This window comes from Noviherbaspirillum autotrophicum (genome assembly GCF_000818395.1).
Classification (GTDB): domain Bacteria; phylum Pseudomonadota; class Gammaproteobacteria; order Burkholderiales; family Burkholderiaceae_D; genus Noviherbaspirillum; species Noviherbaspirillum autotrophicum.
The window spans coordinates 3725094-3746720 of sequence record NZ_JWJG01000028.1; the positions used below are offsets into that span (position 1 = coordinate 3725094).

A 21627-nucleotide genomic window follows, 5' to 3' on the forward strand; every position below is an offset into this window, starting at 1 on the left:
TTTCGGTATATCGAACTCAGGCGGCTGCTTTTGCCCCAGCGAGGAAATTGGCCCGGTCCAGTGCATGAGCAAGGTCGGCCACGCAATTTTCCGCTCCAAGCCGGTCGAGAAAGCCGGTACGCGTCATCAGGCTGAGCGGCTGGTGATTCGGTCCCACCAGGATCAGCTGACAGCCGCGTGCAAGTAGCGTCCTGTGCACCGTCTCCAGTGCATCGAGTCCCGTGGTGTCGAGATTGATCAGCTGCTGCATCTTGAGGATCATTGCGGCCCCGGGTGCGGCTTGCGGGTCGAGCAGAGCCTCCATCTTGCCGACCGCGCCGAAAAACAGTGAGCCGAAAATCGAATACACGGCAACGCCGGAAGCGGTTGGATGGGGCAGGGATTCCGGCGCCAGGCGCTCGATGCGCGTCAGGCTCGACACCCGGTAAATGAAGAATACGCATGCCAGCACCAGGCCGACCTCCACCGCCGCCGTCAGGTCGATGATTACCGTCAGAAGGAAAGTCGACAGCAGAAGGATGCGGTAGTTGAGCGAAAAATGAACGAGGCGGACGAATTCATGCCATTCGCCCATGTTGTAGGCGACGTGCAGCAGGATTGCCGCCAGCGCCGCCAGCGGAATATTCTTTGCGAGCGGCGCAGCGATCAGCACGATCGAAACCAGGGTAAGCGCATGCACCATGCCGGCAATCGGCGAGGTGGCGCCAGTGCGGATATTGGTGACGGTACGGGCTACCGTACCGGTCGCAGGCAGGCCGCCGAAGAATGGGGTGACGACATTGGCAATGCCTTGCGCCATCAATTCCTGGTTGGGATCGTGCCGGTCGCCGATCAGGTTGTCCGAGACACGGGCGCACAGGAGCGATTCGATCGCGCCCAGCAGGGCGATGGTGACGGTCGGCGCGATAAGCTGCTTGACCAGTACCCAGGAAAACTGGGGCAGCTGAAATTGCGGCAAGCCCTGCGGAATGCCGCCAAACTTCGTGCCGATGGTCGCAACCGGCAGATTGAGTAGCGTCACGGCCAATGTGCTCAATATCAGCACGATGATCGGGCTGGGCAGCGGCTTGAGCAATTGCATCAGGCGCGGGTGCCGGTAAAGCATGCTGCGGGTGCCATTTTCACGGACGCGGAACACGGCTGGCCAGCTGAACATGATCACGAGCGATGCGCCGGCCAGCGCGAGCGTCGTGACGTCCAGCGTGTGTACCTGCAGCGCCAGCACCTTGATCTGCGCAAAGAAGTCGCCGGGCATCTTGTCGATCTTCAGCCCGAGGAAGTCTTTCAGCTGCGACAACGCCACCAGCACAGCGATGCCATTGGTGAAACCGATCACGATCGGCACCGGAATATAGCGGATCAGCGATCCCAGCCGGAACACGCCCATCGCGAACAGCAGCATGCCGGCGAAAATGGTTGAAATCAGCAGGTTGGCCAGGCCGTATTTTTCGATGATGCCGTAAATGATGACGATAAAGGCCCCGGCAGGGCCGCCGATCTGCACACGCGAGCCACCCAGTGCGGAAATGAGGAAGCCGGCGATGATCGCGGTAAAGATGCCGGCTTCTGGCTTGGCGCCGGAAGCAATCGCGAATGCCATCGCCAGCGGCAGCGCGACGACGCCCACGGTTAGGCCGGCGTTGACGTCCGCCATCAGGCGCGTGCGGTCATAGTCTTTCAGGGAATCGAGCAGGCGGGGGCGAAAGCCGATGCTAGGCAGGTTCATGCAATCGTGCTCCTCAGGGCAGGCTGGCGCGACGGCAATGCAAGTCCGATGTCGGCCATAGGTGCAAGTATTTTGCACCCATGACAACAGGTACGCCAAGCATTTACATCAAACTGCCCGCCGGTGTGGCTATTCCGTCAGTAGCCAAGCAGCCGGCGCATGACGGTCGGCGCGGGCTCGGCCGGATTGGCATGTGTATATTCGAGTTCGGGCGCGAACTCGAAACCGAATGCCGCATACAGGTCCAGCAGGCGCGGCTGATCGGCACGCACCGCCAGTCGAAGCTCGCCAATGTCGGCCGTCTGTGCCCGATGGATGACCGCTTCCAGCAGGTGCTGGGACAGATGCTCGCCGCGATATGCCGGCAGCACGCCCATGCGCATGATTTCCCAGACACTTGCTTCGCCATCGAGCGGTATCCAGCGTACCGAGCCGACCGGCATGTCGTTCTTGAGCAGGATGAATCCGCCGCCTTGCTGCAGGTGCTGCACGACCCGCTCTGCCGTTTCATGATGTCCGCTCGAGGTGGCGGCGACCTTGCCAGACCAGGCTGCACGGGTCAGTTCGGCGATCAAGGGGGCGTCGTCGAGGACGGCTTCACGAACGAGGACGCTCATGCCCGCCCCCGGCGACTGCCGCTCATGCCAGTCCCAGGCACGGTCAGCGCACCCGCATGCCGGGCTCGGCGCCCGGCCATGGATTCAGCACATAAATGCCTGGATTGGATTTTTCATCGGCGGCGGATGCGGCCAGCACCATGCCTTCCGAAATGCCGAATTTCATCTTGCGCGGCGCCAGATTGGCGACCATCACGGTCAGCTTGCCGATCAGGTCTTCCGGCTTGTACGCCGATTTGATGCCGGAGAAAACGTTGCGCGTGCGGCCCTCGCCGACGTCGAGCGTCAGGCGCAGCAGCTTGTCGGACCCGTCGACGTGCTCGCAGTTGACGATCTTGGCAATGCGTAAATCGATTTTGGCGAAATCGTCGATCTTGATTTCCGGCGCGAGCGGCTCGATCGCGGTGCCCGCGCTTTGCGCTTCTTCGGCGGCAGCCTTCGCGGCGGCAGGCTGTTCCGGGGCTTCGAACAATGCATCCAGCATCTTCGGATCAACCCGCGTCATCAGGTGCTCGAAGGTGCTGATCGAATGCGGCATCGTCTGCAGATCCGCCCAAGTCAGGTCGTGGTCGATGCCGAACAGCTTGGAGACCTTGCCCGCCAGTGCGGGAAGAATCGGCGCGAGATAGATCGTCAGGCAGTAGAACGAGCGCAGCAGGTTGCTGCACACGTCCTGCAATTCCTGGTTGTTTGCCGGGTCCTTGGCCAGTTCCCACGGCTTCTTGGTGTCGACGTACTGGTTGACCTCGTCGGCCAGCGCCATGATCTGCCGGATCGCCTTGCCGTACTCGCGCGCCTCGAACGCATCCTTGATCGCGGCTTCGTTTTCGCCGAAGCGCAGCCGCCAGGTCATTGCCGCATCGCCGGTCACCTCGTCGGAGAGCTTGCCGCCGAAACGCTTGGTGATGAAGCCGGCCGCGCGGCTGGCGATGTTGACGTACTTGCCGATCAGGTCGGAATTCACGCGCGAGACGAAGTCGTCCGGGTTGAAGTCGACGTCTTCCACCTTCGCATTGAGTTTTGCGGCGATGTAGTAGCGCAGCCATTCCGGATTCATGCCGAGTTCCAGGTAGCGCAGCGGCGAAATGCCGGTGCCGCGCGACTTCGACATCTTTTCGCCGGACACCGTGATGAAGCCGTGCACGAACACATTGGTCGGTACCTTCAGGCCGGAGAACTTCAGCATCGCCGGCCAGAACAGCGTGTGGAAGTAGATGATGTCCTTGCCGATGAAGTGGTACTGCTCGGTCGAGGCATCATTCATGAAGGCGGTAAAGTCGCGCCCGGTCTTGTCGAAGTAGTTCTTGAGCGATGCGAGATAGCCGACCGGCGCATCCAGCCACACATAGAAATACTTGCCCGGCGCATCTGGAATCTCGATGCCGAAATAGGGCGCGTCGCGGCTGATATCCCAGTCGCCCAGACCTTCATCGCCTTCCAGCCATTCCTTGGCCTTGTTGACGACTTCCGGCTGCAGGCGGTTCGGCGTCTGCGTCCATTCGCGCAGGAATTCCACGCATTTTGGATCGGACAGCTGGAAGAAGTAGTGCTCGGACGATTTCAGCACCGGTGTCGCACCGGTCAGCGTCGAATAAGGATTCTTCAGGTCGGTCGGCGCGTATACTGCGCTGCATACCTCGCAGGAATCGCCGTACTGGTCCTTGGCGCCGCATTTCGGGCACTCGCCCTTGATGTAGCGGTCCGGCAGGAACATGTTCTTGACCGGGTCGAAGAACTGCTCGATGGTCTTGGTGGTAATTAATTCCGCATGGTCGCGCAGACGGCGGTAGATGTCCTGCGATAATTCATGGTTTTCCGGCGCGTCGGTCGAGTGCCAATTGTCGAAGCTGATATGGAAGCCGTCGAGGTACTGGGCGCGGCCGGCGGCGATTTTCGCGACGAATTCCTGCGGTGTCACGCCGGCTTTTTCCGCCGCGATCATGATCGGCGCGCCATGGGCATCGTCCGCGCCGACGAAATGCACCTCGTTGCCTTGCATTCGCTGGAAGCGTACCCAGATGTCAGCCTGGATATATTCCATGATATGGCCGATGTGGAACGCGCCGTTGGCGTAGGGCAGGGCGGTGGTGACAAACAGCTTGCGGTGCGGTGTGGTGCTCATTTGGCAATGCTTGTTGAAGGAAAAACTGCCATTTTAGCAGTGCAGCGGCGCCGAGGTGGCTCTAATGGCTGGATTTGGCGGTCAAACAATGCGCGTAATCGACTTGTCCAGGCCGGGAATTCGTTTAGACTTATTTGCAACAAATTTCAGGAGAAGTAATGAGCATTAACGCTGAAGCCGTGAAGGCCGCACTTTCGACGGTGGTCGATCCGAACACCGGCAAAGATTTGATCACCGGCAAATCCGCCAAAAACATCCAGGTAAGCGGTTCCGACGTCACACTCGACGTCGAGCTCGGCTATCCCGCCAAGAGCCAGATCGAACTTATCCGCCAAGCCGCCACTGACAGTATTCGCGCCCTACCGGGAGTGGGTAATGTCAATGTGATTGTGTCGTCGAAAATCGTCGCGCATTCGGTGCAACGCGGTGTCAAGCTGCTGTCGAACGTAAAGAACATCATCGCGGTTGCCTCCGGCAAGGGCGGCGTCGGCAAGTCGACCACGGCTGTCAATCTGGCGCTGGCGCTGGCTGCCGAGGGGGCGTCGGTCGGCATTCTCGATGCCGACATCTACGGTCCGTCGCAGCCGATGATGATGGGCATTTCGGGGCAGCCCGAGTCGCTCGACGGCAAAACGATGGAGCCGATGGAAAATTACGGGCTGCAGGTATCGTCCATCGGATTCATGATCGACCCGGACCAGCCGATGGTGTGGCGCGGGCCGATGGTCACGCAGGCGCTGCAGCAACTGCTGGAGCAAACCAACTGGCGCAGTCTCGATTATCTGATCGTTGACATGCCGCCGGGCACAGGCGATATCCAGCTCACGTTGTCGCAAAAGGTGCCGGTCACCGGCGCGGTGATCGTTACCACGCCGCAAGACATTGCACTGCTCGACGCGCGCAAGGGGCTGAAAATGTTTGAGAAAGTCGACATCCCGATTCTCGGCATCGTCGAGAACATGAGCGTTCATATCTGCTCGAACTGCGGCCATGCGGAACCGATTTTCGGGCAGGGCGGCGGACAGAAGATGTGCACGGACTACGGAGTCGATTTCCTCGGCGCATTGCCTCTGACGATGTCGATCCGAGAGCAGACCGACTCCGGCAAGCCGACTGTGGTAGCCGATCCGGACGGTCCGGTAGCGAAGATGTACAAGGAAATTGCACGCAAGGTGGCGGTGAAGGTCGCGGAAAAGGCGAAGGACATGACCAGCAAGTTCCCGAACATCGTCATCAAGAACGACTGATCGCGTTTCATCCTTGTTGCTGACAAGGTAAAATAGCGCATTCTTTATCTTTATCTAACACGGCTTTGGCATCCCAAGGCCGTTTTTATTTGCCATGACTGTCCGCACTCGTTTTGCTCCCAGCCCGACCGGCTATCTCCATCTCGGCGGCGCCCGCACGGCGCTGTTTTCGTGGGCTTATGTCCGCCATTTCGGCGGCACCTTCATCCTGCGCATCGAAGACACCGACCTGGAGCGCTCCACGCCGGAAGCGGTGCAGGCGATTTTGGATGGCATGAACTGGCTCGGTCTGCAGCATGACGAAGGCCCGTTCTACCAGATGAAGCGCATGGACCGCTATCGGGAAGTGATCGCGCAAATGCTGGAGGCCGGCACGGCCTACTATTGCTATTCGTCGCCGGAAGAGGTCGAGGCGATGCGCGAGCGCATGCGCGCCGCCGGCGAAAAGCCGCGTTACGACGGCACCTGGCGCCCGGAGCCGGGCAAGACCCTGCCTGCGATCCCCGAAGGCCGCAAGCCGGTGGTGCGCTTCAAGAATCCCCTTGATGGCGATGTGACCTGGGACGACATGGTGAAAGGCACGATCACGATCTCCAACCGCGAGCTCGATGATCTGGTGATCGCCCGCCCGGACGGCACGCCGACCTACAATTTCTGCGTTGCGGTTGATGACTGGGACATGGAGATGACCCACGTGATCCGCGGTGACGACCACGTGAACAACACGCCGCGCCAGATCAACATCCTGCGCGCGCTCGGTGCACCGCTGCCGCAATATGGGCACGTCCCGATGATCCTCGGCGCCGACGGCGAGAAGCTGTCGAAGCGCCACGGCGCGGTGAGCGTGATGGACTATCCGGCGCAAGGCTATCTGCCGGAGGCCATGTTGAACTATCTCGCGCGTCTGGGCTGGAGTCATGGCGACGACGAGATTTTCTCGATGGAGCAGTTTTGCCAGTGGTTCGATGTCGACCACCTGTCGAAGTCGCCGGCACAATTCAATCCGGAAAAGCTGGCATGGCTGAACAACCACTACATTAAGCAGTCCGACAATGCGCGCCTGGAAGCGCTGGTGCGCCCACTGATGGAGCAGGACGGCGCCCAGTTCGATGGTGCGCCGAACTTGCAGGCGGTGATCGCGCTCTTAAAGGAGCGCGCGAACACGATCAATGAACTGGCGGAGGCGGCGATGTTGTTCTACCGCCAGCCGGCGCCAGATCCGGCATTGATCGCGCAGCACATCACCGATGCGGTGAAGCCCGCGCTGGAACGCTTCTCTGTCGTGTGCGAAACGGTGGAGTGGAACAAAGCGGCATTGTCTGCCGCGATGAAGGAAGTGCTTGCCGCGCACAAGCTGAAGACACCACAGCTGGCCATGCCTTTGCGACTGCTGGTGAGCGGCCAATTGCAGACGCCGTCGATTGACGCGGTGCTGGAATTGTTTGGTCGCGAAACGGTGTTGGCGCGCTTGCAGAAATTTATCGGGTAATCGTCGAAAGAGGATTTACACGGGAGAAAAAACTTTGCTATACTCTCGTTTCTTCGCAAGGGGGTATAGCTCAGCTGGGAGAGCGCTTGCATGGCATGCAAGAGGTCAGCGGTTCGATCCCGCTTACCTCCACCACTTCAAGAGATCATTGAAGGTTACGAAGAACGGCTTCTGTCCCCATCGTCTAGAGGCCTAGGACACCGCCCTTTCACGGCGATAACCGGGGTTCGAATCCCCGTGGGGACGCCAGGACATACTGGCAAAAAAGACTTGGCAGAGTTCTGCCAAGTCTTTTTTCTTTTAGGGTGAGCGCTTCGTGTTGTTTGCATAGTGCTCCATGCATTTACGCTTTCGTTTTTCGGCAAGATCGAAAAACAAACTGGCAGCATGTGAGAGGTCGCTGTTTCGATCGAAAACATGCTGCAAAGAAATGTGCTATAATCGCAGGATTGATAGGCTGCAGTAACGACAGATTTCTGTCCCCATCGTCTAGAGGCCTAGGACACCGCCCTTTCACGGCGATAACCGGGGTTCGAATCCCCGTGGGGACGCCAGACAAAACGCCACGCAACTGCGTGGCGTTTTTCTTTTTCCGGCCGCTTCGGTAGCATTTCATGCATGAATATGTGCCGTGCAGGCGCCAAAGCCAATTTTAGGCCGCCGTGTGCTGTAACACTCTCGTCGAAAAATGTCATCCAATAAAATCCAAGCCACATCTCTTGCTCTGTTTTGCAAGGTCGTCGACAACTTTGGCGATATTGGCATTTGCTGGCGCTTAGCCAGGCAGTTGCAGCAGGAGCATGGTATCGCCGTCACTTTGTGGGTCGATGATTTGCGCAGCTTTCGCCGGATTTGCCCGGAGGTTCTGACCGACGTTGAAGTCCAGGAGATATTGAATGTGACAGTGCGGCACTGGCGCAATCAGGACGAAGTATTTTCTGTTGATGATATCGCCGATATCGTCATTGAATTTTTTGGTTGCGATATTCCTCCTGGTTATATTTCCGCGATGGCTGAATGTCAGCCGCGCCCGGTATGGCTTAACCTGGAAGGCTTGAGTGCTGAGGCGTGGGTTGAAGGTTGCCATACCTTGCCTTCGTCGCATCCTCGCCTGCCATTGACGAAACATTTTTTCTTCCCGGGGTTCACAAGTAAAACGGGCGGATTGCTTCATGAATCTGCGCTGGAAGAATTGCGCGGCCAGTTTCAGGCGGATCAGGATGCGGTGGCTGACTTTCTTGCGCGGTTCGGGGGCGCGTCGACGGAAATCGCTTCGCTGAACGTGTCATTGTTCTGTTATCCGCATGCGCCTGTTGCCGCGTTGTTTGAAGCTTGGCAGGGCGGCGACGCGCCGGTCACATGCCTCGTGCCCGAGGGCGTGGCGACGGAGGCGGTGGGGGCATTTCTTTCGGAGGAGGCGAAGCCGGGAGTCGCAAGAACCCGCGGTGCGCTGACGGTGCGGGTTCTGCCCTTTGTCGCGCAACCGGACTATGACAGGTTGTTGTGGGCATGTGACCTGAATTTCGTACGTGGCGAAGACTCCTTCGTGCGCGCGCATTGGGCGGGCAAGCCGTTTATCTGGCATATCTATCCGCAGGAAAAGAATCTGCATCATGTGAAGTTGCGCGCTTTCCTGCAGCGCTATTCAGCCGATTTTGAAAGCGTAAATGCGCTCTCCCTGCGGTGGAACGATGCAGATACGGAGAACGTGGAAGAGCGGGCCAGCTGGCCCGCATTATGGCGTCAATTTCAAGCGGATATGCCCAGCATTGCGCGCAGAACTGCGGAATGGCGTGGACAGTTACTTGCAAACGGTGATTTGGTCTCGAATTTACTCAGGTTTGTTGGATCGCTTCAGGCTGAAGTCGAGAAAACCGGGGTATAATGGGCGGTTAATCTATTTCGTTTGATTTCAGTCAAACGTAAGCTCGGCGCCGTTAGCCATGAAGCGGCAGATTTTTACGCAACTTATTATTTACGTACACTCACTATGAAACCTGCAAAAGAAGTTCGTGTTGGCAACATCATTATGGTTGACGGCAAGCCTTTTATCGTTCTGCGTTCCGACGTCAATGGTTCGAGCCGCACGGGCTTCACCTACAAATGGAAGATGAAAAATCTTCTGACGAATGCACCTCTGGAAAACGTGTTCCGTGGCGATGACAAGTTCGACGTCGTCGTTCTCGACAAGAAGCCGGTCACCTTCTCGTATTTCGCCGACCCGCTGTATGTGTTCATGGATGAGGAATACAACCAGTACGAAATCGAAGAAGAAAACCTGGGCGATGCATTGCATTACCTGAAAGACGGCATGGAGTGCGAAGCCGTTTTCTACGACGGCAAGGCAATCTCCGTTGAGCTGCCGATCACCATCGCTCGCAAGGTGATTTACTCCGAGCCTGCAGTCAAGGGCAATACTTCCGGCAACGTCCTGAAGGAAGCCAAGATCGAAAACGCGATCGAAGCGCATTGCCATACTGTTCAAGTGCCGCTGTTTGTCAGCACGGATGACGTGATTGAAATCGACACGCGTACCAACGAGTACAAGCGCGTCGTACGCAACTAAGTCGTCAGACTCAAGAAAACGCTGCCGATACAGGCAGCGTTTTTTTTTGCCATTCAATTCCGGCTTTCACAGTTATTCGCTTTGCGTATTTGATTCTGCGCAGTATAAACTTGCCGACTTTGAGGCGAGCCTGGATTGCAATGTAACGTTCGCCGACGAATGCGTGCGCCTCAGGCGTTGCGCGGGTACAAAGGAGCAAACAGTGATGACACGACAAATACATTTTCTTGCGCTGGCCGCTTCGGCATTGATTGCCGGTTGCTCACTGCTGCCCGCTGGCAGCGGGAATGCGGCGCGGACAGAGCAGGCCGTGGCCTCCGATACAGAGCAGGAAAGGCATGCCAATGCCGTGACTGCAGCCGCTTATCGCATGATCGTCGAAGACAATGCCGGACGAGTGGAAGTGGAGAAGGTCGAATTCCGTTCTGGCGTTTCATCAACCACTGTGGAGCGGCTCGCAAGGCAGCATGATTGTGCCGGCAGCGCTGGCGCCGGGCTACTTACCGTAAAGGGGCCGGTCGAGGTTTACCGCATGCAATGCGACAATGGGAAGGTATTCATGGCGCGATGCGAACTGCGCCAGTGCCGGCCCATGCATTGAGATGAAAAAAAGCCCCTTCCCGAACGGGCAAGGGGCAAACCATGAGACGATGATACTGATTTAATACAGGGTTTATTCGTCCTTTGCGACCTGCAGCACCAGCTTGCCGAAGTTCTTACCTTCAAACAGCATCAAGAGCGCTTCCGGGAAGTTTTCCAATCCTTCGACGATATCCTCGCGCGTCTTGAACGTACCTTCCTGCATCCACTTGGCCATTTCGGCAATGCCGAGGTGGTAGCGATCCGCATAGTCGAATACCACGATGCCTTCCATGCGCGCGCGATTCACCAGCAGCGACAGGTAATTGGCCGGGCCTTTTACGGGCGAGGTGTTGTTGTACTGCGAGATGGCGCCGCAGATCACGATGCGCGCCTTCATTGCAAGGCGTGCCAGCACATCGTCCAGGATGTCGCCGCCGACGTTGTCGAAATAGACATCGACGCCGTTGGGGCAGTGCTTCTTCAAGCCTTCACGCACCGATTCATTCTTGTAGTCGATGCAGGCATCGAAACCGAGTTCGTTGACCACGAAATCGCACTTGTCCTTGCCGCCGGCGATGCCGACCACGCGGCAGCCCTTGTGTTTGGCGACTTGGCCGACGGTCTGACCGACCGCGCCGGCCGCACCCGACACCACCACGGTCTCGCCCGCTTTCGGCTGGCCGACTTCGAGCAGGCCGAAGTAGGCGGTCATGCCGGGCATGCCGAGCGCATTCAGGTATTTCGGCAGCGGCGCGGCCTTTGGATCGATCTTGTAAAATGCTGCGCTCTTGTCGTCCGCCGGGCCGACCCAGTACTGCTGCACGCCAGTACTGCCGGACACATAGTCGCCAACCGCAAACCGGGGCGATTTCGATGCCACCACCTTGCCGATGCCTCCGGCGCGCATTACCTCATCGATCGCGACCGGGCGGATATACGACTTCCCTTCATTCATCCAGCCCCGCATCGCCGGGTCGAGCGACAGGTACAGTGTCCTGACGACGATCTCGCCGTCGGTAATGTCGCGCACCGGTTCGGACGTCAATTTCCAGTCGCTGCGCTTGGGCATGCCGACCGGGCGGGCGGCTAGGTGGATCTGTTGGTTGCTCAGGGTTGTTGTGGTCATCATGTCTCCAGTGAGGTGTAGGGGCGCGATAAATATACACGAAATGGAACGGTCGTGCTTTTCTGGTAAAAAATGTAACGCAGGAAAAAATTTCGGAACTTTCCCTGCGGCATAAGGACCAAGCAGGGAGCCGCGACGTTGCTGCGACTCAAGAGGTGGGGAGATAGCTTCCTGCAGCGCAAACGCAAGTTGAGCGTTGCCTCGTTTTCGACAGGGAATGCCGCATGCGTCGTTTCCATGTCATCGCAAAAGTCACGTTCTACTACGCAATTCATTTTCAGGAGATCACATGCTTCGTTCCGAAACGCTTTTTGGCAAACGCGAATCCAACACGCCAAATTCCCCTCTCAACACCGCCAGCGGCATTGTCCCCGCCGGAACCGGCATGAACAAGACCATGGCATCGGTCACCAGCCCGCTCGGTTCCTCTGGCAGCGAGTCGTCGTCGATCTCTTCCAGCACCGCCGAAGGCGGCAGCAAGCTGATCGTCGGCCCCAACATCAAGCTCAAGGGTGTCGAAATCACCGACTGCGACACGCTGGTCGTGGAAGGCCGCGTCGAAGCGACCATCGATTCGCGCGTGATCCAGATTTCCGAGCGCGGGGCATTCAAGGGCTCTGCCGAAATCGATATCGCTGAAATCCATGGCGATTTCGATGGCGACCTGACCGTGCGTCAGAAGCTGGTCATTTATTCGACCGGCAAGGTCTCCGGCAAGGTCCGTTACGGCAAGGTCGTGATCGAAGAGGGCGGCCAGCTGTCCGGCGACATCCAGGTCGGTACTGGTGCAGCTTCCAAAGGCTTGTCTGTTGCCAAGGTCGGCTAAGTGCTGACGTTGTTGAAGAAAATGCGCTGCCATGCTTGGCGGCGTGCATAACATCGCATTTCCGCCGCGGCCGGCTGTCGAGACCGCGCATTCAGAATGGCCCGGACGCGCATTGCGCGATCCGGGTTTTTTGTTTCCAGTGAAGCCATGCGACAATAGCTGTCTTTGACTTGCGCTATTTCAATCGGTCACCATGACGCACCCGGAATACATTCTCACCTTGTCCTGCCCTGATCATCGCGGCATTGTCCATCGCGTTTCGGGTTTTTTGGCGGAGCACGGCTGCAATATCATTGACTCTGCCCAGTTCGGCGATGCCCTGTCGCAGCTGTTTTTCATGCGCGTGCATTTTGCTGCAGAAGACCCGATGGTGAGCGATGCGACCTTGCGCGCCGATTTCGCGCAGGTGGCGGCCGAGCTGAAGATGGATGCGCAGTTGCATGATGCACACAAGAAGCCGCGCATGATGCTGATGGTATCGAAGATCGGCCACTGCCTGAATGACTTGCTGTTCCGCTACAAGAGCGGTTTGCTGCCGGTCGAAATTCCGGCGATTGTGTCGAATCACACTGACTTCTACCAGCTCTCCGCCAGTTACAACATCCCGTTCCATCATCTGCCGCTGGCTGCCGGCGCTTCGGCGGAAGCCAAGCGTGCGCAGGAAGAACGGGTGATGGAAATCGTGCGGATGAATAATATCGATCTGGTGGTGCTGGCGCGCTACATGCAAATCCTGTCCCCGGAAATGTGTACGACGCTGAAAGGGCGGGCCATCAATATCCACCACTCGTTCCTGCCTAGCTTCAAGGGCGCCAAGCCGTATTACCAGGCGCACGAGCGCGGCGTAAAGCTGATCGGCGCGACCGCGCATTTCGTCACCGGCGACCTCGACGAAGGTCCGATCATCGAACAGGACGTGGAACGTGTCGACCATGCGATGGGGCCGGACACGCTGACGGCAATCGGGCGCGACGTCGAATGCGTCGTGCTGGCGCGCGCCGTGAAATGGTTTGTCGAACACCGCATTCTGCTGAACGGCCACAAGACAGTCGTATTCAAGTAGTGCCTCCCGTTTCGCCCGGTCTGCCAGGTTCCTACCCGGCGACCGGGGAGCCGCTAGCCGTCAATCAGCTGGCATGCGCCAGACAGGCTGGTGCGCGCGCCCGCTGATTGGACGCGTAAATGCTGTCGCACCGGATCGCGCAGTTTGCCTGTACCGCCTCTATCCATTCAGCCGTCGTAGTCGCTGCCGCAAAGCGCGAATGGAATACCACGCTCATGACGCGATGGATTTCCTCGGCGCTGGCCTTGCCGGCCGCATTTTCATAAGGCACCGATCCGCTCGCATCGGTCAGAAATTCCACCTGCAACCCGGCATGTGCGGCGTGCATAATCGTCGAGGCATCGCAGTTGTGCGTCATGTAGCCGATCACGGTCAGGGTATTGATCTGGCGGTCATTCAGCCATTGCGCGAGGTTGGTGTTGGTGAAGGCGCTCGGCAGGGATTTGCTGATGTAGTGATCGTGCCCGCGCTCCGCAACGACGGGATGCAGTTTCCATCCTTCAGAGCCCGTCGCAAACAATGGCGACGTTTCCGGAGCCGTCTGCTGCACGATGATAACGGGCACGCCGTTATCGTGCGCAGCATCCATTGCACGGCCAATGTTGGCAAGCGAGCTCTGGACTGGTGGATATTCGATCGGCAGGTTGCCGGTGACGTATTCGTTTTGAACGTCGATGACGAGCAATGCGCGCCGTGGTGTCGTACTCATGTTGTTCTCCTTTCGTTGTTGCGGGCATCACACGCCCGGTGAACAGCATTGTCGGTTTTGCTCTGACGGGCAAAAAGTGGCCTGAAGGTCAACAGGCGATATAATCGGGCCATGATGAAGCCTCGTACCGCACATGCCCGCCGAACCGCGCGCCCGAATCCCCAGGGGCTGGAGATTGCTGTCGTGGCCTTCGACGGCATCAGCCCGTTTCACCTCTCGGTGCCGTGCCTGGTGTTCGGGGAAAACCGCCGTGATCTTGGTATCCCCGACTTCAAGGTATCGGTATGTGCGGCCGAGGACGGGCCGCTGCGCACTTCCGCCGGCTTCGAGATTTTCACATCAAACAGGCTGGAGGCGCTGCATGGCGCCGATATCGTGATCGTGCCTTCGTGGCATGGCGATGGCACGCCGGCGCCGCCGTCCTTGCTCGACGCATTGCGCAGTGCGCATCAGAGAGGGGCGCGTATCGTCGGTTTGTGTCTTGGCGCCTTTGTGCTCGCCGAAGCGGCACTGCTGGACGGGAAGGCGGCGACGACGCACTGGAACTGGGCACAGGCGCTGGCGGACCGCTTTCCGCAGGTACGTGTCGACCGGGACGTGCTTTATGTCGACGAGGGGGATGTATTGACCTCGGCCGGCGTGGCCGCCGGGCTGGATTGCTGTCTGCACCTGCTGCGGCAATTGTGCGGTGTGGAAGCCGCCAGCCGGGTGGCGCGCCGCCTGGTGATCGCACCGCACCGGCAGGGCGGGCAGGCGCAGTTCATCGAGCAGCCGCTGCCGGCATCGCATGCCGACGACCGCCTCGGCAAGGTGCTGTCCTGGGCGGCGCGTCATCTCGATCAGCCGCACAGTATCGATTCGCTGGCGCAGCGTGCCTCCATGAGCCGCCGCAGCTTCACGCGGCATTTTCGCCAGGCCACCGGGACGACGGTCTTGCAGTGGCTATTGAATCAGCGCCTGGCGCATGCGCAGCGCATGCTGGAAACGGGAAGCCGGCCGATCGAGTTCATTGCCCAGGAAGCCGGTTTTGGTTCGGCGCTGTCGCTGCGCCAGCACTTTCGGGCGGCATTCAATATCTCGCCGTCGCTGTACCGCAAGCAGTTTCGGTGCGAAACCGAGTGACTCTTTTTCAAGGATTTTGGAGGCGGGCTGTGCGGCTTGTCATGCCAGCACGCGCTTGAGCCACGCGCCGATGTCGTCGATCTCTTCCTCGCAGACCGAATGCGGCATCAGGTATTCATGCCATTCGACCTGGTGGCCGAGCGCCTTCAACATGTCGCGCGACTTCCTCGCCAGGTCGATCCGGACGATCGGGTCATCGATGCCATGCGCGAAGAAGATCGGCGTGTCGCGATTGGCGCTGTGGCGCTCGTCCGGGACGGTCGCATGTATCGGCAGGTAGCCCGACAGGCATAGCAGGCCAGCCAGTTTTTCCGGATGCCGCAGGCCGGTGTGCAGCGTCATTGCGCAGCCTTGGGAAAAGCCGGCGAGGATGATGCGGCTGGCGGGAATGCCGCGCGACTTTTCCTGCGCGATCAGCTGCTCGACCAGCGCCTGCGACTTGCGCAGGCCCGGTTCGTCCTCGCGCTGGCTGAGATCGACGCCGAGGATGTCATACCACGCGCGCATCATGTAACCGGCGTTGATGGTGACCGGCATTACCGGCGCATGCGGGAAGACGAAGCGGATCGGCGGGCAGCCGGACAGATCGAGTTCGCGCACGATCGGCACGAAATCGTTGCCATCGGCGCCCAGGCCGTGCAGCCAGATGACGGCGACGGTCGGGTTGGGGGCGGTTTCGATCTCGATGGCTTCGAGCGGCAGGCTATTCTTCGTCATGATGCGGATCGGGGCGGGGCGTTTGTTCGGTAATCAGGTTACTTTGGGCGCATTGCCGATTTCGGGCGGAAGGCCTTGCATACCGCGTCGTTGGTTTCGACATACGGCCCGCCGATCAGGTCGATGCAGTAGGGGACGGCCGCGAAGATGCCGGGAACGACTTGCTTGCCGTCGGCATCCTTCAATCCCTCCAGCGTCTCCCTGATCGATTTCGGCTGGCCGGGCAGATTCATGATCAGCGCGGCGTGACCGGCGGTTTCGCGGATCACCGCCACCTGGCGCGACAGGATCGCGGTTGGCACGAACTTCAGGCTGATCTGGCGCATCTGCTCGCCGAATCCCGGCATTTCCTTGGTGGCTATCGCCAGCGTCGCTTCCGGTGTGACGTCGCGCCGCGCCGGGCCGGTGCCGCCGGTAGTGAGAACGAGGTCGCAGCCGGCGTCGTCGACCAGCTCGATCAGCGTCCTTTCGATTTGCGCGCGTTCGTCCGGGATCAGGCGCGTTTCCATCTGCCAGGGGCTGGCCAATGCTGCGCCAAACCAGTCGCGCAGCGCTGGAATGCCCTGGTCTTCATACACGCCGGACGATGCTCGGTCCGAGATCGACACCAGGCCGATCAGCAACTCATCCGGATTATTCCTCTTCAGCTTCGTCATGATCATCCTGATCGGGGGAAGAAGACGGCGATTGCAAGGACTTCAGAATCTGGAAAATCTCGCGGTAGGCCTTGGGCGGCTTGTTCTCCGCCTGCTCCTTGCGGGCATTGCGGATCAGGGCGCGCAGCTGCTGGGCATCGGCTTCCGGGTGCTGCGCCAGCAGGGCGGTCAGCGCCTTGTCGTCGGCCAGCAGCTTTTCGCGCTGGCGTTCCAGCGCGTGCATGGCGGCGGTTTCCGACTTGGACGCGCCTTTCCAGCTATCGAGCACCTTCTGGATTGCGGCGACTTCGTCCTCTTCGAGGCTGCGCATCTTCTTGCCGACATACTGCATCTGGCGGCGCCGGCCTTCGTGGTCCTTGATCTTCTGGCATTCGAGGATGACCTCGCGCACGTCTTCCGGCATCGGCACGCGCATCACGCGGTCCTTCGGTTGCGACACCAGTTCTTCGCCGAGCTTTTGCAGGGCGGTCATTTCGCGCTTGAGCTGCGATTTGGAGGGGCGGTCGTATTGCTGTTCAAACTCGTCGGAACGAAAACCGACAGCACCGCGATTGGGATTCACCATGATTCTATTTGAGCAAGGAGCAAAGCCATTCTGTAAACGACTGCTATGATAACTGTTTTAATCGACTTCCTAGAAAAACAAGCTCATGAGCAATCCCGTATTTACCCATAGCCAAGCCCAGTTGCAGCAGCTCGCACAGGATGTGCTGCGTTTCGCCAAGGAAAAGGGAGCGTCTGATGCGTCGGTGGAGATCAGCGAAGGCAATGGCCTGTCGGTAACGGTGCGCAAGGGGCAGATCGAAACCATCGAGCAAAACAAGGACAAGGGCATCGGCGTGACCGTCTACTTGGGCGAAGGGCGCCACATCCGCCGCGGTAACGCCAGCACGTCCGATTTTTCCCAGCAGTCGCTGAAGGACACGGTCGAGGCGGCATATGACATTGCGCGCTTTACTGCGGAAGACGACTGCGCCGGCCTGCCGGATGCCGAGACGCTGGAAATGCATCCGCTCGACCTCAAGTTGTGCTACCCGTGGCTTATTTCTACAGAGGAAGCGGTCGAGATCGCCAAGCGTTGCGAAGCGGCAGCCTTCGCCGTGGACAAGCGCATCACCAACAGCGAAGGCGCAAGCGTCTACGCGCAGCAGTCGCACTTTGTGTCGGCCAATTCGCGCGGCTTCATGGGCGGCTATCCGTATTCGCGCCACACGATTTCGGTGGCGCCGATTGCAGGCAGGGGCAGCAACATGCAGCGCGACGACTGGTACTCGTCCACGCGCGATCCGGCCAAGCTGGCCAAGCCGGAAGACGTCGGCCGCTATGCCGCCGAGCGCGCGCTGGCGCGCCTGAATGCCCGCAAACTCGATACGCGCAAGTGCCCGGTGCTGTTCGAGGCGCCGCTGGCGGCCGGCCTGCTCGGCGCTTTCGTGCAGGCGGTGTCGGGTGGCGCGCTGTACCGCAAGTCGAGCTTCCTGCTCGACTCGATCGGCAAGCAAGTTTTCCCGTCTCATATCCAGGTGCTGGAAGATCCGCACGTCATCGGCGCAGTCGGTTCTTCGCCGTTCGACGAGGAAGGCGTGAAGACCCGCCGGCGCGATGTGGTGAAGGACGGCGTGGTGCAAGGATACTTCCTGTCCACCTATTCCGCGCGTAAGCTTGGCATGCAAACGACCGGCAACGCCGGCGGTTCGCACAACCTGGCGCTCACTTCGCTGTTGACCACGCCGGAAGATGACTTCGCCGCGATGCTGAAAAAGCTCGGCACGGGCCTGCTGGTGACAGAGTTGATGGGGCAGGGCGTGAACTACGTGACCGGTGACTATTCGCGCGGCGCGTCGGGTTACTGGGTGGAGAATGGCGTGATCCAGTATCCGGTAGAAGAAATTACAATTGCCGGCAACATGAAGGATATGTTCCAGCAGATCGTTGCCGTCGGCGCCGACACGCTGATTCGCGGCACTAAGGAAGTCGGTTCCATCCTTATCGAAAGCATGACAGTCGCCGGTAACTGATGCCGGCCCGGCAGGGTGCGCAATGCACCCTGCCGCTCCATGCGTATTTCCCATCATGCGGCCGATGGCGCCGGAAAATGAAACAGCCCGCAAACGTGCGGGCTGTAAGATCACGCAGTGAAGCAGCTATTGCCGTCACCGCGCAACGGCTGCTTTCGCCATCTGGCTTCAGGCGGCCTTCTTCACATTTGCCTGCGCATGCACGTCCACCGGCTTGAGCTTCGGCGCCACTTGGCCGGGCTCCCCATCCGCGCCATTGTTCAACTGCTGCTGCAATTTTGCAGCATCGAGGTCTCCGGTCCATTTGCCGACCACGATGGTTGCCACGCCGTTGCCGACCAGGTTGGTCAGCGCGCGCGCTTCCGACATGAAGCGGTCGATGCCAAGGATCAGTGCCAGGCCGGCGACCGGTACGCCACCCACGGCTGACAGGGTGGCTGCCAGCACGATGAAGCCGCTGCCGGTAATACCGGCTGCGCCCTTGGAAGTCAGCAATAGCACCGCGAGCAGGGTCAGTTGCTGCATCAGTGTCATCGGTGTGTCGGTAGCTTGCGCGATAAAGACTGCCGCCATCGTCAGGTAGATCGAAGTGCCGTCAAGGTTGAACGAGTAACCGGTCGGAATGACGAGGCCGACTACCGATTTCTTCACGCCGAGGTTTTCCAGCTTCGACATCATGCGTGGCAGCACCGACTCGGACGAGGACGTGCCCAGAACGATGAACAGTTCTTCCTTGATGTACTTGATGAACTTCCAGATGGAAAAGCCATGCAGCATCGAGATGGTGCCCAGCACGACAAAGATGAAGACCAGGCAGGTCAGGTAGAACGTGCCCATCAGCTTGCCGAGGGAGAGCAGGCTGCCGACACCGTATTTGCCGATGGTGAAGGCCATGGCGCCAAATGCGCCGATCGGAGCGGCCTTCATGATGATGCCGACGATGCCGAACAGGACATGCGATGTTTTCTCGACAAAGTCGAACACCAGCGTGCCGCGGCCGCCGAATTTGTGCAGCGCAAAACCAAACAGCACCGAGAACAGCAGCACTTGCAGGATGTCGCCCTTGGCGAACGCATCCACTACGCTGGTCGGGATGATATTCATCAGGAATTCGGTCGTGCTCTGCATCTTGCCAGGGCCGGTAAATGCAGCAATGGCCTTGGTGTCGAGCGAATGCGGATCGATATGCATGCCGGAGCCGGGCTGGATCACGTTGACGATGACCAGGCCGACGATCAGCGCGATCGTGCTGACGACTTCAAAATAGATCAGCGCCAGGCCGCCGGTCTTGCCGACCTTTTTCATGTCTTCCATGCCGGCGATGCCAATCACAACGGTGCAGAAGATGATCGGCGCGATGATCATCTTGATCAGCTTGATGAAACCGTCGCCCAGCGGCTTCATGTCGGCGCCGAGGCTGGGCTGGAAGTGCCCAAGCAGCACGCCGATGACAATGGCAGTTAGTACCTGGACATACAGCGACTTGTAGATTGGTTTGTTTCCCATGTAATTCTCCGTGATTGTAAGCATCCGTCGCGCCGCCGCTGCTCGTCAGTCCGTTGCAACGGGCTGCTAACAGGGGAGCCGGCTTATAGGATCGGCATTGTCCTTGCGGCCAGTAGGGGCAGCAATTGTGGACATCCACACGGAACTGCGGGAAATGGGCTGGGAATGATTGATTTGCCATATTGATTTTTCCATTTATTCCAGATAAATACTCGCATCAAGCCTCATCCATGATTTATATTGCAACCTGTCCTACGTGATACTACCTACGCAGTTTTACCGTGCCGCAGGTTTTGTATTGCCGTACTCGCAAGTGGACGCCTAGAATCGTTGGGTTGCTACATAGGCCAGTCATTCTTATGTGGTGGTCCCAGACAACTTTCATGCCGCACTAAAAAAGGAGACAAAATAATGGAGCGCCGTTCCTTTCTAAAAAAAGCCGCAGTTGGAGCATCCGTCGGTGCCGTCGCCGCACCCGCGCTGGCGCAATCCCATCCGACGTTCAACTGGCGTCTTGCCTCGAGCTTCCCCAAGTCGCTCGATACGCTCTACGGAACTGCCGAAGTATTCACCAAGCGTGTGTCGCAGCTGACCGGCGGTAAGCTGAACATCCGCGTGTTCGCCGGCGGTGAAATCGTCCCGCCGCTGCAGGTGGTCGACGCGGTTCAGAACGGCACCGTGGAAATGGGACATACCGCGCCTTACTACTACTTCGGCAAGGATGCGACCTTCGCATTCGATTGCGCGATCCCGTTCGGCATGACGTCGCGCCAGCAGACGGCCTGGTTCGAACAGGGCGGCGGCAAGGCATTGCTGCGCGAGTTCTACAAGGATTACGGCATCATCAATTTCCTCGGCGGGAATACCGGTACGCAGATGGGCGGCTGGTTCCGCAAGGAAATCAAGACGGTGAAGGACTTGCAGGGCTTGAAGATGCGCATTTCCGCGTTTGCAGGCAAGGTGCTGCAGCCGCTGGGACTGGTGCCGCAGCAGCTGGCCGGCGCCGACATCTATCCGGCCCTGGAAAAGGGCGCACTGGATGCGGTGGAATGGACCACGCCGTACGACGATGAAAAGCTCGGCTTCTACAAGGTCGCGCCGTACTACTATGCTCCGGGCTGGTGGGAAGCCGGCGCGCAGCTGTCGTTCTACGTCGGCATGAAAGAATGGGAAAAGCTGCCCAAGGAATACCAGGCCGCCATCGAGGCAGCGAGCTACGAGTCGCACGTCTACATGCAGGCCGAATACGACGCCAAGAACCCCCCAGCGCTGGCGCGCCTGATCAAGAACGGCGCCAAGCTGCGCTTCTTCTCCAAGGAGATCATGGAAGCCTGCTACAAGGCAGCGATGACGACCATGGACGAAGAGGCTGCCAAGAACGCCAAGTTCAAGAAGATCTACGACCATTACAAGCGCTTCCAGCGCGACGAGAACCAGTGGTTCTCGGTGGCTGAAGCGCCGATGCAAAATTTCATGACTACACACAGCAAGTAATGAAATAGATGCGCCGGCCGGGCGGCTGAATGATTTTCAGCAGC

At 59.0% G+C, this 21627-nt stretch carries 19 protein-coding genes and 3 tRNA genes; 13 read left to right on the forward strand and 9 right to left on the reverse strand.

All coding sequences use genetic code 11. From position 1 onward, the window contains the following. Window positions 1-16 precede the first annotated feature (16 nt). From TSA66_RS18590 to metG, 3 genes are all read right to left on the reverse strand, one after another. The gene (locus TSA66_RS18590; protein ID WP_040041046.1) at window positions 17-1726 is read right to left on the reverse strand and encodes a SulP family inorganic anion transporter; all 1710 of its coding nucleotides are present in this window, start codon (window positions 1724-1726) and stop codon (window positions 17-19) included. Window positions 1727-1863: 137 nt separating this feature from the next. Further along, window positions 1864-2343 carry a GNAT family N-acetyltransferase gene (locus TSA66_RS18595; RefSeq protein ID WP_040041047.1) on the reverse strand — a complete coding sequence of 160 codons (480 nt, stop codon included), beginning with the start codon at window positions 2341-2343 and terminating at the stop codon, window positions 1864-1866. Window positions 2344-2386: 43 nt separating this feature from the next. Next, a complete protein-coding gene (gene metG / locus TSA66_RS18600; RefSeq protein WP_040041048.1) occupies window positions 2387-4465 on the reverse strand; it encodes a methionine--tRNA ligase in 2079 nt (692 codons plus the stop codon). A 158-nt stretch (window positions 4466-4623) separates the two neighbouring features. Between metG and apbC the strand changes: the two genes are divergently transcribed. From apbC to TSA66_RS26350, 8 genes are all read left to right on the forward strand, one after another. After that, window positions 4624-5712, forward strand: coding sequence for an iron-sulfur cluster carrier protein ApbC (gene apbC, locus TSA66_RS18605; protein WP_040041049.1), 1089 nt, complete (start codon window positions 4624-4626; stop codon window positions 5710-5712). A gap of 94 nt (window positions 5713-5806) precedes the next feature. Further along, window positions 5807-7201 carry a glutamate--tRNA ligase gene (gene gltX / locus TSA66_RS18610; protein WP_040041050.1) on the forward strand — a complete coding sequence of 465 codons (1395 nt, stop codon included), beginning with the start codon at window positions 5807-5809 and terminating at the stop codon, window positions 7199-7201. Window positions 7202-7260: 59 nt separating this feature from the next. Beyond that, window positions 7261-7336, forward strand: a tRNA-Ala gene (locus TSA66_RS18615). Window positions 7337-7374: 38 nt separating this feature from the next. Then, window positions 7375-7450: transfer RNA gene (locus tag TSA66_RS18620), tRNA-Glu, on the forward strand. Between the two features lie 229 nt (window positions 7451-7679). Then, a tRNA-Glu gene (locus TSA66_RS18625) sits at window positions 7680-7755 on the forward strand. Between the two features lie 134 nt (window positions 7756-7889). Then, window positions 7890-9086: an elongation factor P maturation arginine rhamnosyltransferase EarP gene (gene earP, locus TSA66_RS18630; protein WP_040041051.1), complete on the forward strand. Its 1197-nt coding sequence runs from the start codon at window positions 7890-7892 to the stop codon at window positions 9084-9086. Between the two features lie 105 nt (window positions 9087-9191). Next, window positions 9192-9767, forward strand: coding sequence for an elongation factor P (locus TSA66_RS18635; RefSeq protein ID WP_040041052.1), 576 nt, complete (start codon window positions 9192-9194; stop codon window positions 9765-9767). A 46-nt stretch (window positions 9768-9813) separates the two neighbouring features. Then, on the forward strand, window positions 9814-10368 hold the full coding sequence (locus TSA66_RS26350) for a hypothetical protein (RefSeq protein ID WP_232429492.1): 555 nt from the start codon (window positions 9814-9816) through the stop codon (window positions 10366-10368). Between the two features lie 72 nt (window positions 10369-10440). On the opposite strand, the gene TSA66_RS18645 is transcribed toward TSA66_RS26350, so the two are convergent. After that, a complete protein-coding gene (locus TSA66_RS18645) occupies window positions 10441-11475 on the reverse strand; it encodes an NADP-dependent oxidoreductase (RefSeq protein WP_040041054.1) in 1035 nt (344 codons plus the stop codon). A 289-nt stretch (window positions 11476-11764) separates the two neighbouring features. On the opposite strand from TSA66_RS18645, the gene TSA66_RS18650 reads away from it, so the two are divergent. Continuing rightward, window positions 11765-12301: a bactofilin family protein gene (locus TSA66_RS18650; RefSeq protein ID WP_040041055.1), complete on the forward strand. Its 537-nt coding sequence runs from the start codon at window positions 11765-11767 to the stop codon at window positions 12299-12301. Between the two features lie 193 nt (window positions 12302-12494). Then, complete coding sequence (gene purU / locus TSA66_RS18655) at window positions 12495-13364, forward strand: formyltetrahydrofolate deformylase (protein ID WP_040041056.1); 870 nt, start codon at window positions 12495-12497, stop codon at window positions 13362-13364. A gap of 64 nt (window positions 13365-13428) precedes the next feature. Here the strand turns inward: purU and TSA66_RS18660 are convergent, their stop codons facing one another. Then, on the reverse strand, window positions 13429-14073 hold the full coding sequence (locus tag TSA66_RS18660; protein ID WP_040041057.1) for a cysteine hydrolase family protein: 645 nt from the start codon (window positions 14071-14073) through the stop codon (window positions 13429-13431). Window positions 14074-14187: 114 nt separating this feature from the next. Here TSA66_RS18660 and TSA66_RS18665 point away from each other — a divergent pair, with 114 nt between their 5' ends. Further along, entirely contained in the window at window positions 14188-15195 is a 1008-nt protein-coding gene (locus tag TSA66_RS18665; RefSeq protein ID WP_052452675.1) for a GlxA family transcriptional regulator, read from the forward strand. Between the two features lie 39 nt (window positions 15196-15234). Here the strand turns inward: TSA66_RS18665 and TSA66_RS18670 are convergent, their stop codons facing one another. The 3 genes from TSA66_RS18670 to yjgA are packed head-to-tail and all read right to left on the reverse strand — an operon-like array spanning window position 15235 to window position 17133. Further along, window positions 15235-15912 carry an alpha/beta hydrolase gene (locus TSA66_RS18670; protein ID WP_040041058.1) on the reverse strand — a complete coding sequence of 226 codons (678 nt, stop codon included), beginning with the start codon at window positions 15910-15912 and terminating at the stop codon, window positions 15235-15237. Window positions 15913-15950: 38 nt separating this feature from the next. After that, window positions 15951-16568, reverse strand: coding sequence for a molybdopterin adenylyltransferase (gene mog / locus TSA66_RS18675; RefSeq protein ID WP_040042756.1), 618 nt, complete (start codon window positions 16566-16568; stop codon window positions 15951-15953). Next, window positions 16546-17133, reverse strand: coding sequence for a ribosome biogenesis factor YjgA (gene yjgA / locus TSA66_RS18680; RefSeq protein ID WP_040041059.1), 588 nt, complete (start codon window positions 17131-17133; stop codon window positions 16546-16548). The genes mog and yjgA overlap by 23 nt, the downstream gene beginning before the upstream one ends. A gap of 85 nt (window positions 17134-17218) precedes the next feature. Between yjgA and pmbA the strand changes: the two genes are divergently transcribed. Beyond that, window positions 17219-18583 carry a metalloprotease PmbA gene (pmbA, locus tag TSA66_RS18685; protein WP_040041060.1) on the forward strand — a complete coding sequence of 455 codons (1365 nt, stop codon included), beginning with the start codon at window positions 17219-17221 and terminating at the stop codon, window positions 18581-18583. A 168-nt stretch (window positions 18584-18751) separates the two neighbouring features. Here pmbA and TSA66_RS18690 read toward each other — a convergent pair whose 3' ends face one another. After that, the gene (locus TSA66_RS18690) at window positions 18752-20089 is read right to left on the reverse strand and encodes a dicarboxylate/amino acid:cation symporter (RefSeq protein WP_040041061.1); all 1338 of its coding nucleotides are present in this window, start codon (window positions 20087-20089) and stop codon (window positions 18752-18754) included. A 411-nt stretch (window positions 20090-20500) separates the two neighbouring features. On the opposite strand from TSA66_RS18690, the gene TSA66_RS18695 reads away from it, so the two are divergent. Next, the gene (locus tag TSA66_RS18695) at window positions 20501-21583 is read left to right on the forward strand and encodes a TRAP transporter substrate-binding protein (protein WP_040041062.1); all 1083 of its coding nucleotides are present in this window, start codon (window positions 20501-20503) and stop codon (window positions 21581-21583) included. The last annotated feature ends 44 nt before the right edge of the window (window positions 21584-21627 follow it).

Excerpts from the sequence above, each read along its gene's own strand:
- TSA66_RS18590 (WP_040041046.1), bottom strand. The coding sequence starts at position 1,726 with ATGAACCTGCCTAGCATCGGCTTTCGCCCCCGCCTGCTCGATTCCCTG.
- TSA66_RS18595 (WP_040041047.1), bottom strand. The coding sequence starts at position 2,343 with ATGAGCGTCCTCGTTCGTGAAGCCGTCCTCGACGACGCCCCCTTGATC.
- metG (WP_040041048.1), bottom strand. The coding sequence starts at position 4,465 with ATGAGCACCACACCGCACCGCAAGCTGTTTGTCACCACCGCCCTGCCC.
- apbC (WP_040041049.1), top strand. The coding sequence starts at position 4,624 with ATGAGCATTAACGCTGAAGCCGTGAAGGCCGCACTTTCGACGGTGGTC.
- gltX (WP_040041050.1), top strand. The coding sequence starts at position 5,807 with ATGACTGTCCGCACTCGTTTTGCTCCCAGCCCGACCGGCTATCTCCAT.
- earP (WP_040041051.1), top strand. The coding sequence starts at position 7,890 with ATGTCATCCAATAAAATCCAAGCCACATCTCTTGCTCTGTTTTGCAAG.
- TSA66_RS18635 (WP_040041052.1), top strand. The coding sequence starts at position 9,192 with ATGAAACCTGCAAAAGAAGTTCGTGTTGGCAACATCATTATGGTTGAC.
- TSA66_RS18645 (WP_040041054.1), bottom strand. The coding sequence starts at position 11,475 with ATGACCACAACAACCCTGAGCAACCAACAGATCCACCTAGCCGCCCGC.
- TSA66_RS18650 (WP_040041055.1), top strand. The coding sequence starts at position 11,765 with ATGCTTCGTTCCGAAACGCTTTTTGGCAAACGCGAATCCAACACGCCA.
- purU (WP_040041056.1), top strand. The coding sequence starts at position 12,495 with ATGACGCACCCGGAATACATTCTCACCTTGTCCTGCCCTGATCATCGC.
- TSA66_RS18660 (WP_040041057.1), bottom strand. The coding sequence starts at position 14,073 with ATGAGTACGACACCACGGCGCGCATTGCTCGTCATCGACGTTCAAAAC.
- TSA66_RS18665 (WP_052452675.1), top strand. The coding sequence starts at position 14,188 with ATGAAGCCTCGTACCGCACATGCCCGCCGAACCGCGCGCCCGAATCCC.
- TSA66_RS18670 (WP_040041058.1), bottom strand. The coding sequence starts at position 15,912 with ATGACGAAGAATAGCCTGCCGCTCGAAGCCATCGAGATCGAAACCGCC.
- mog (WP_040042756.1), bottom strand. The coding sequence starts at position 16,568 with ATGACGAAGCTGAAGAGGAATAATCCGGATGAGTTGCTGATCGGCCTG.
- yjgA (WP_040041059.1), bottom strand. The coding sequence starts at position 17,133 with ATGGTGAATCCCAATCGCGGTGCTGTCGGTTTTCGTTCCGACGAGTTT.
- pmbA (WP_040041060.1), top strand. The coding sequence starts at position 17,219 with ATGAGCAATCCCGTATTTACCCATAGCCAAGCCCAGTTGCAGCAGCTC.
- TSA66_RS18690 (WP_040041061.1), bottom strand. The coding sequence starts at position 20,089 with ATGGGAAACAAACCAATCTACAAGTCGCTGTATGTCCAGGTACTAACT.
- TSA66_RS18695 (WP_040041062.1), top strand. The coding sequence starts at position 20,501 with ATGGAGCGCCGTTCCTTTCTAAAAAAAGCCGCAGTTGGAGCATCCGTC.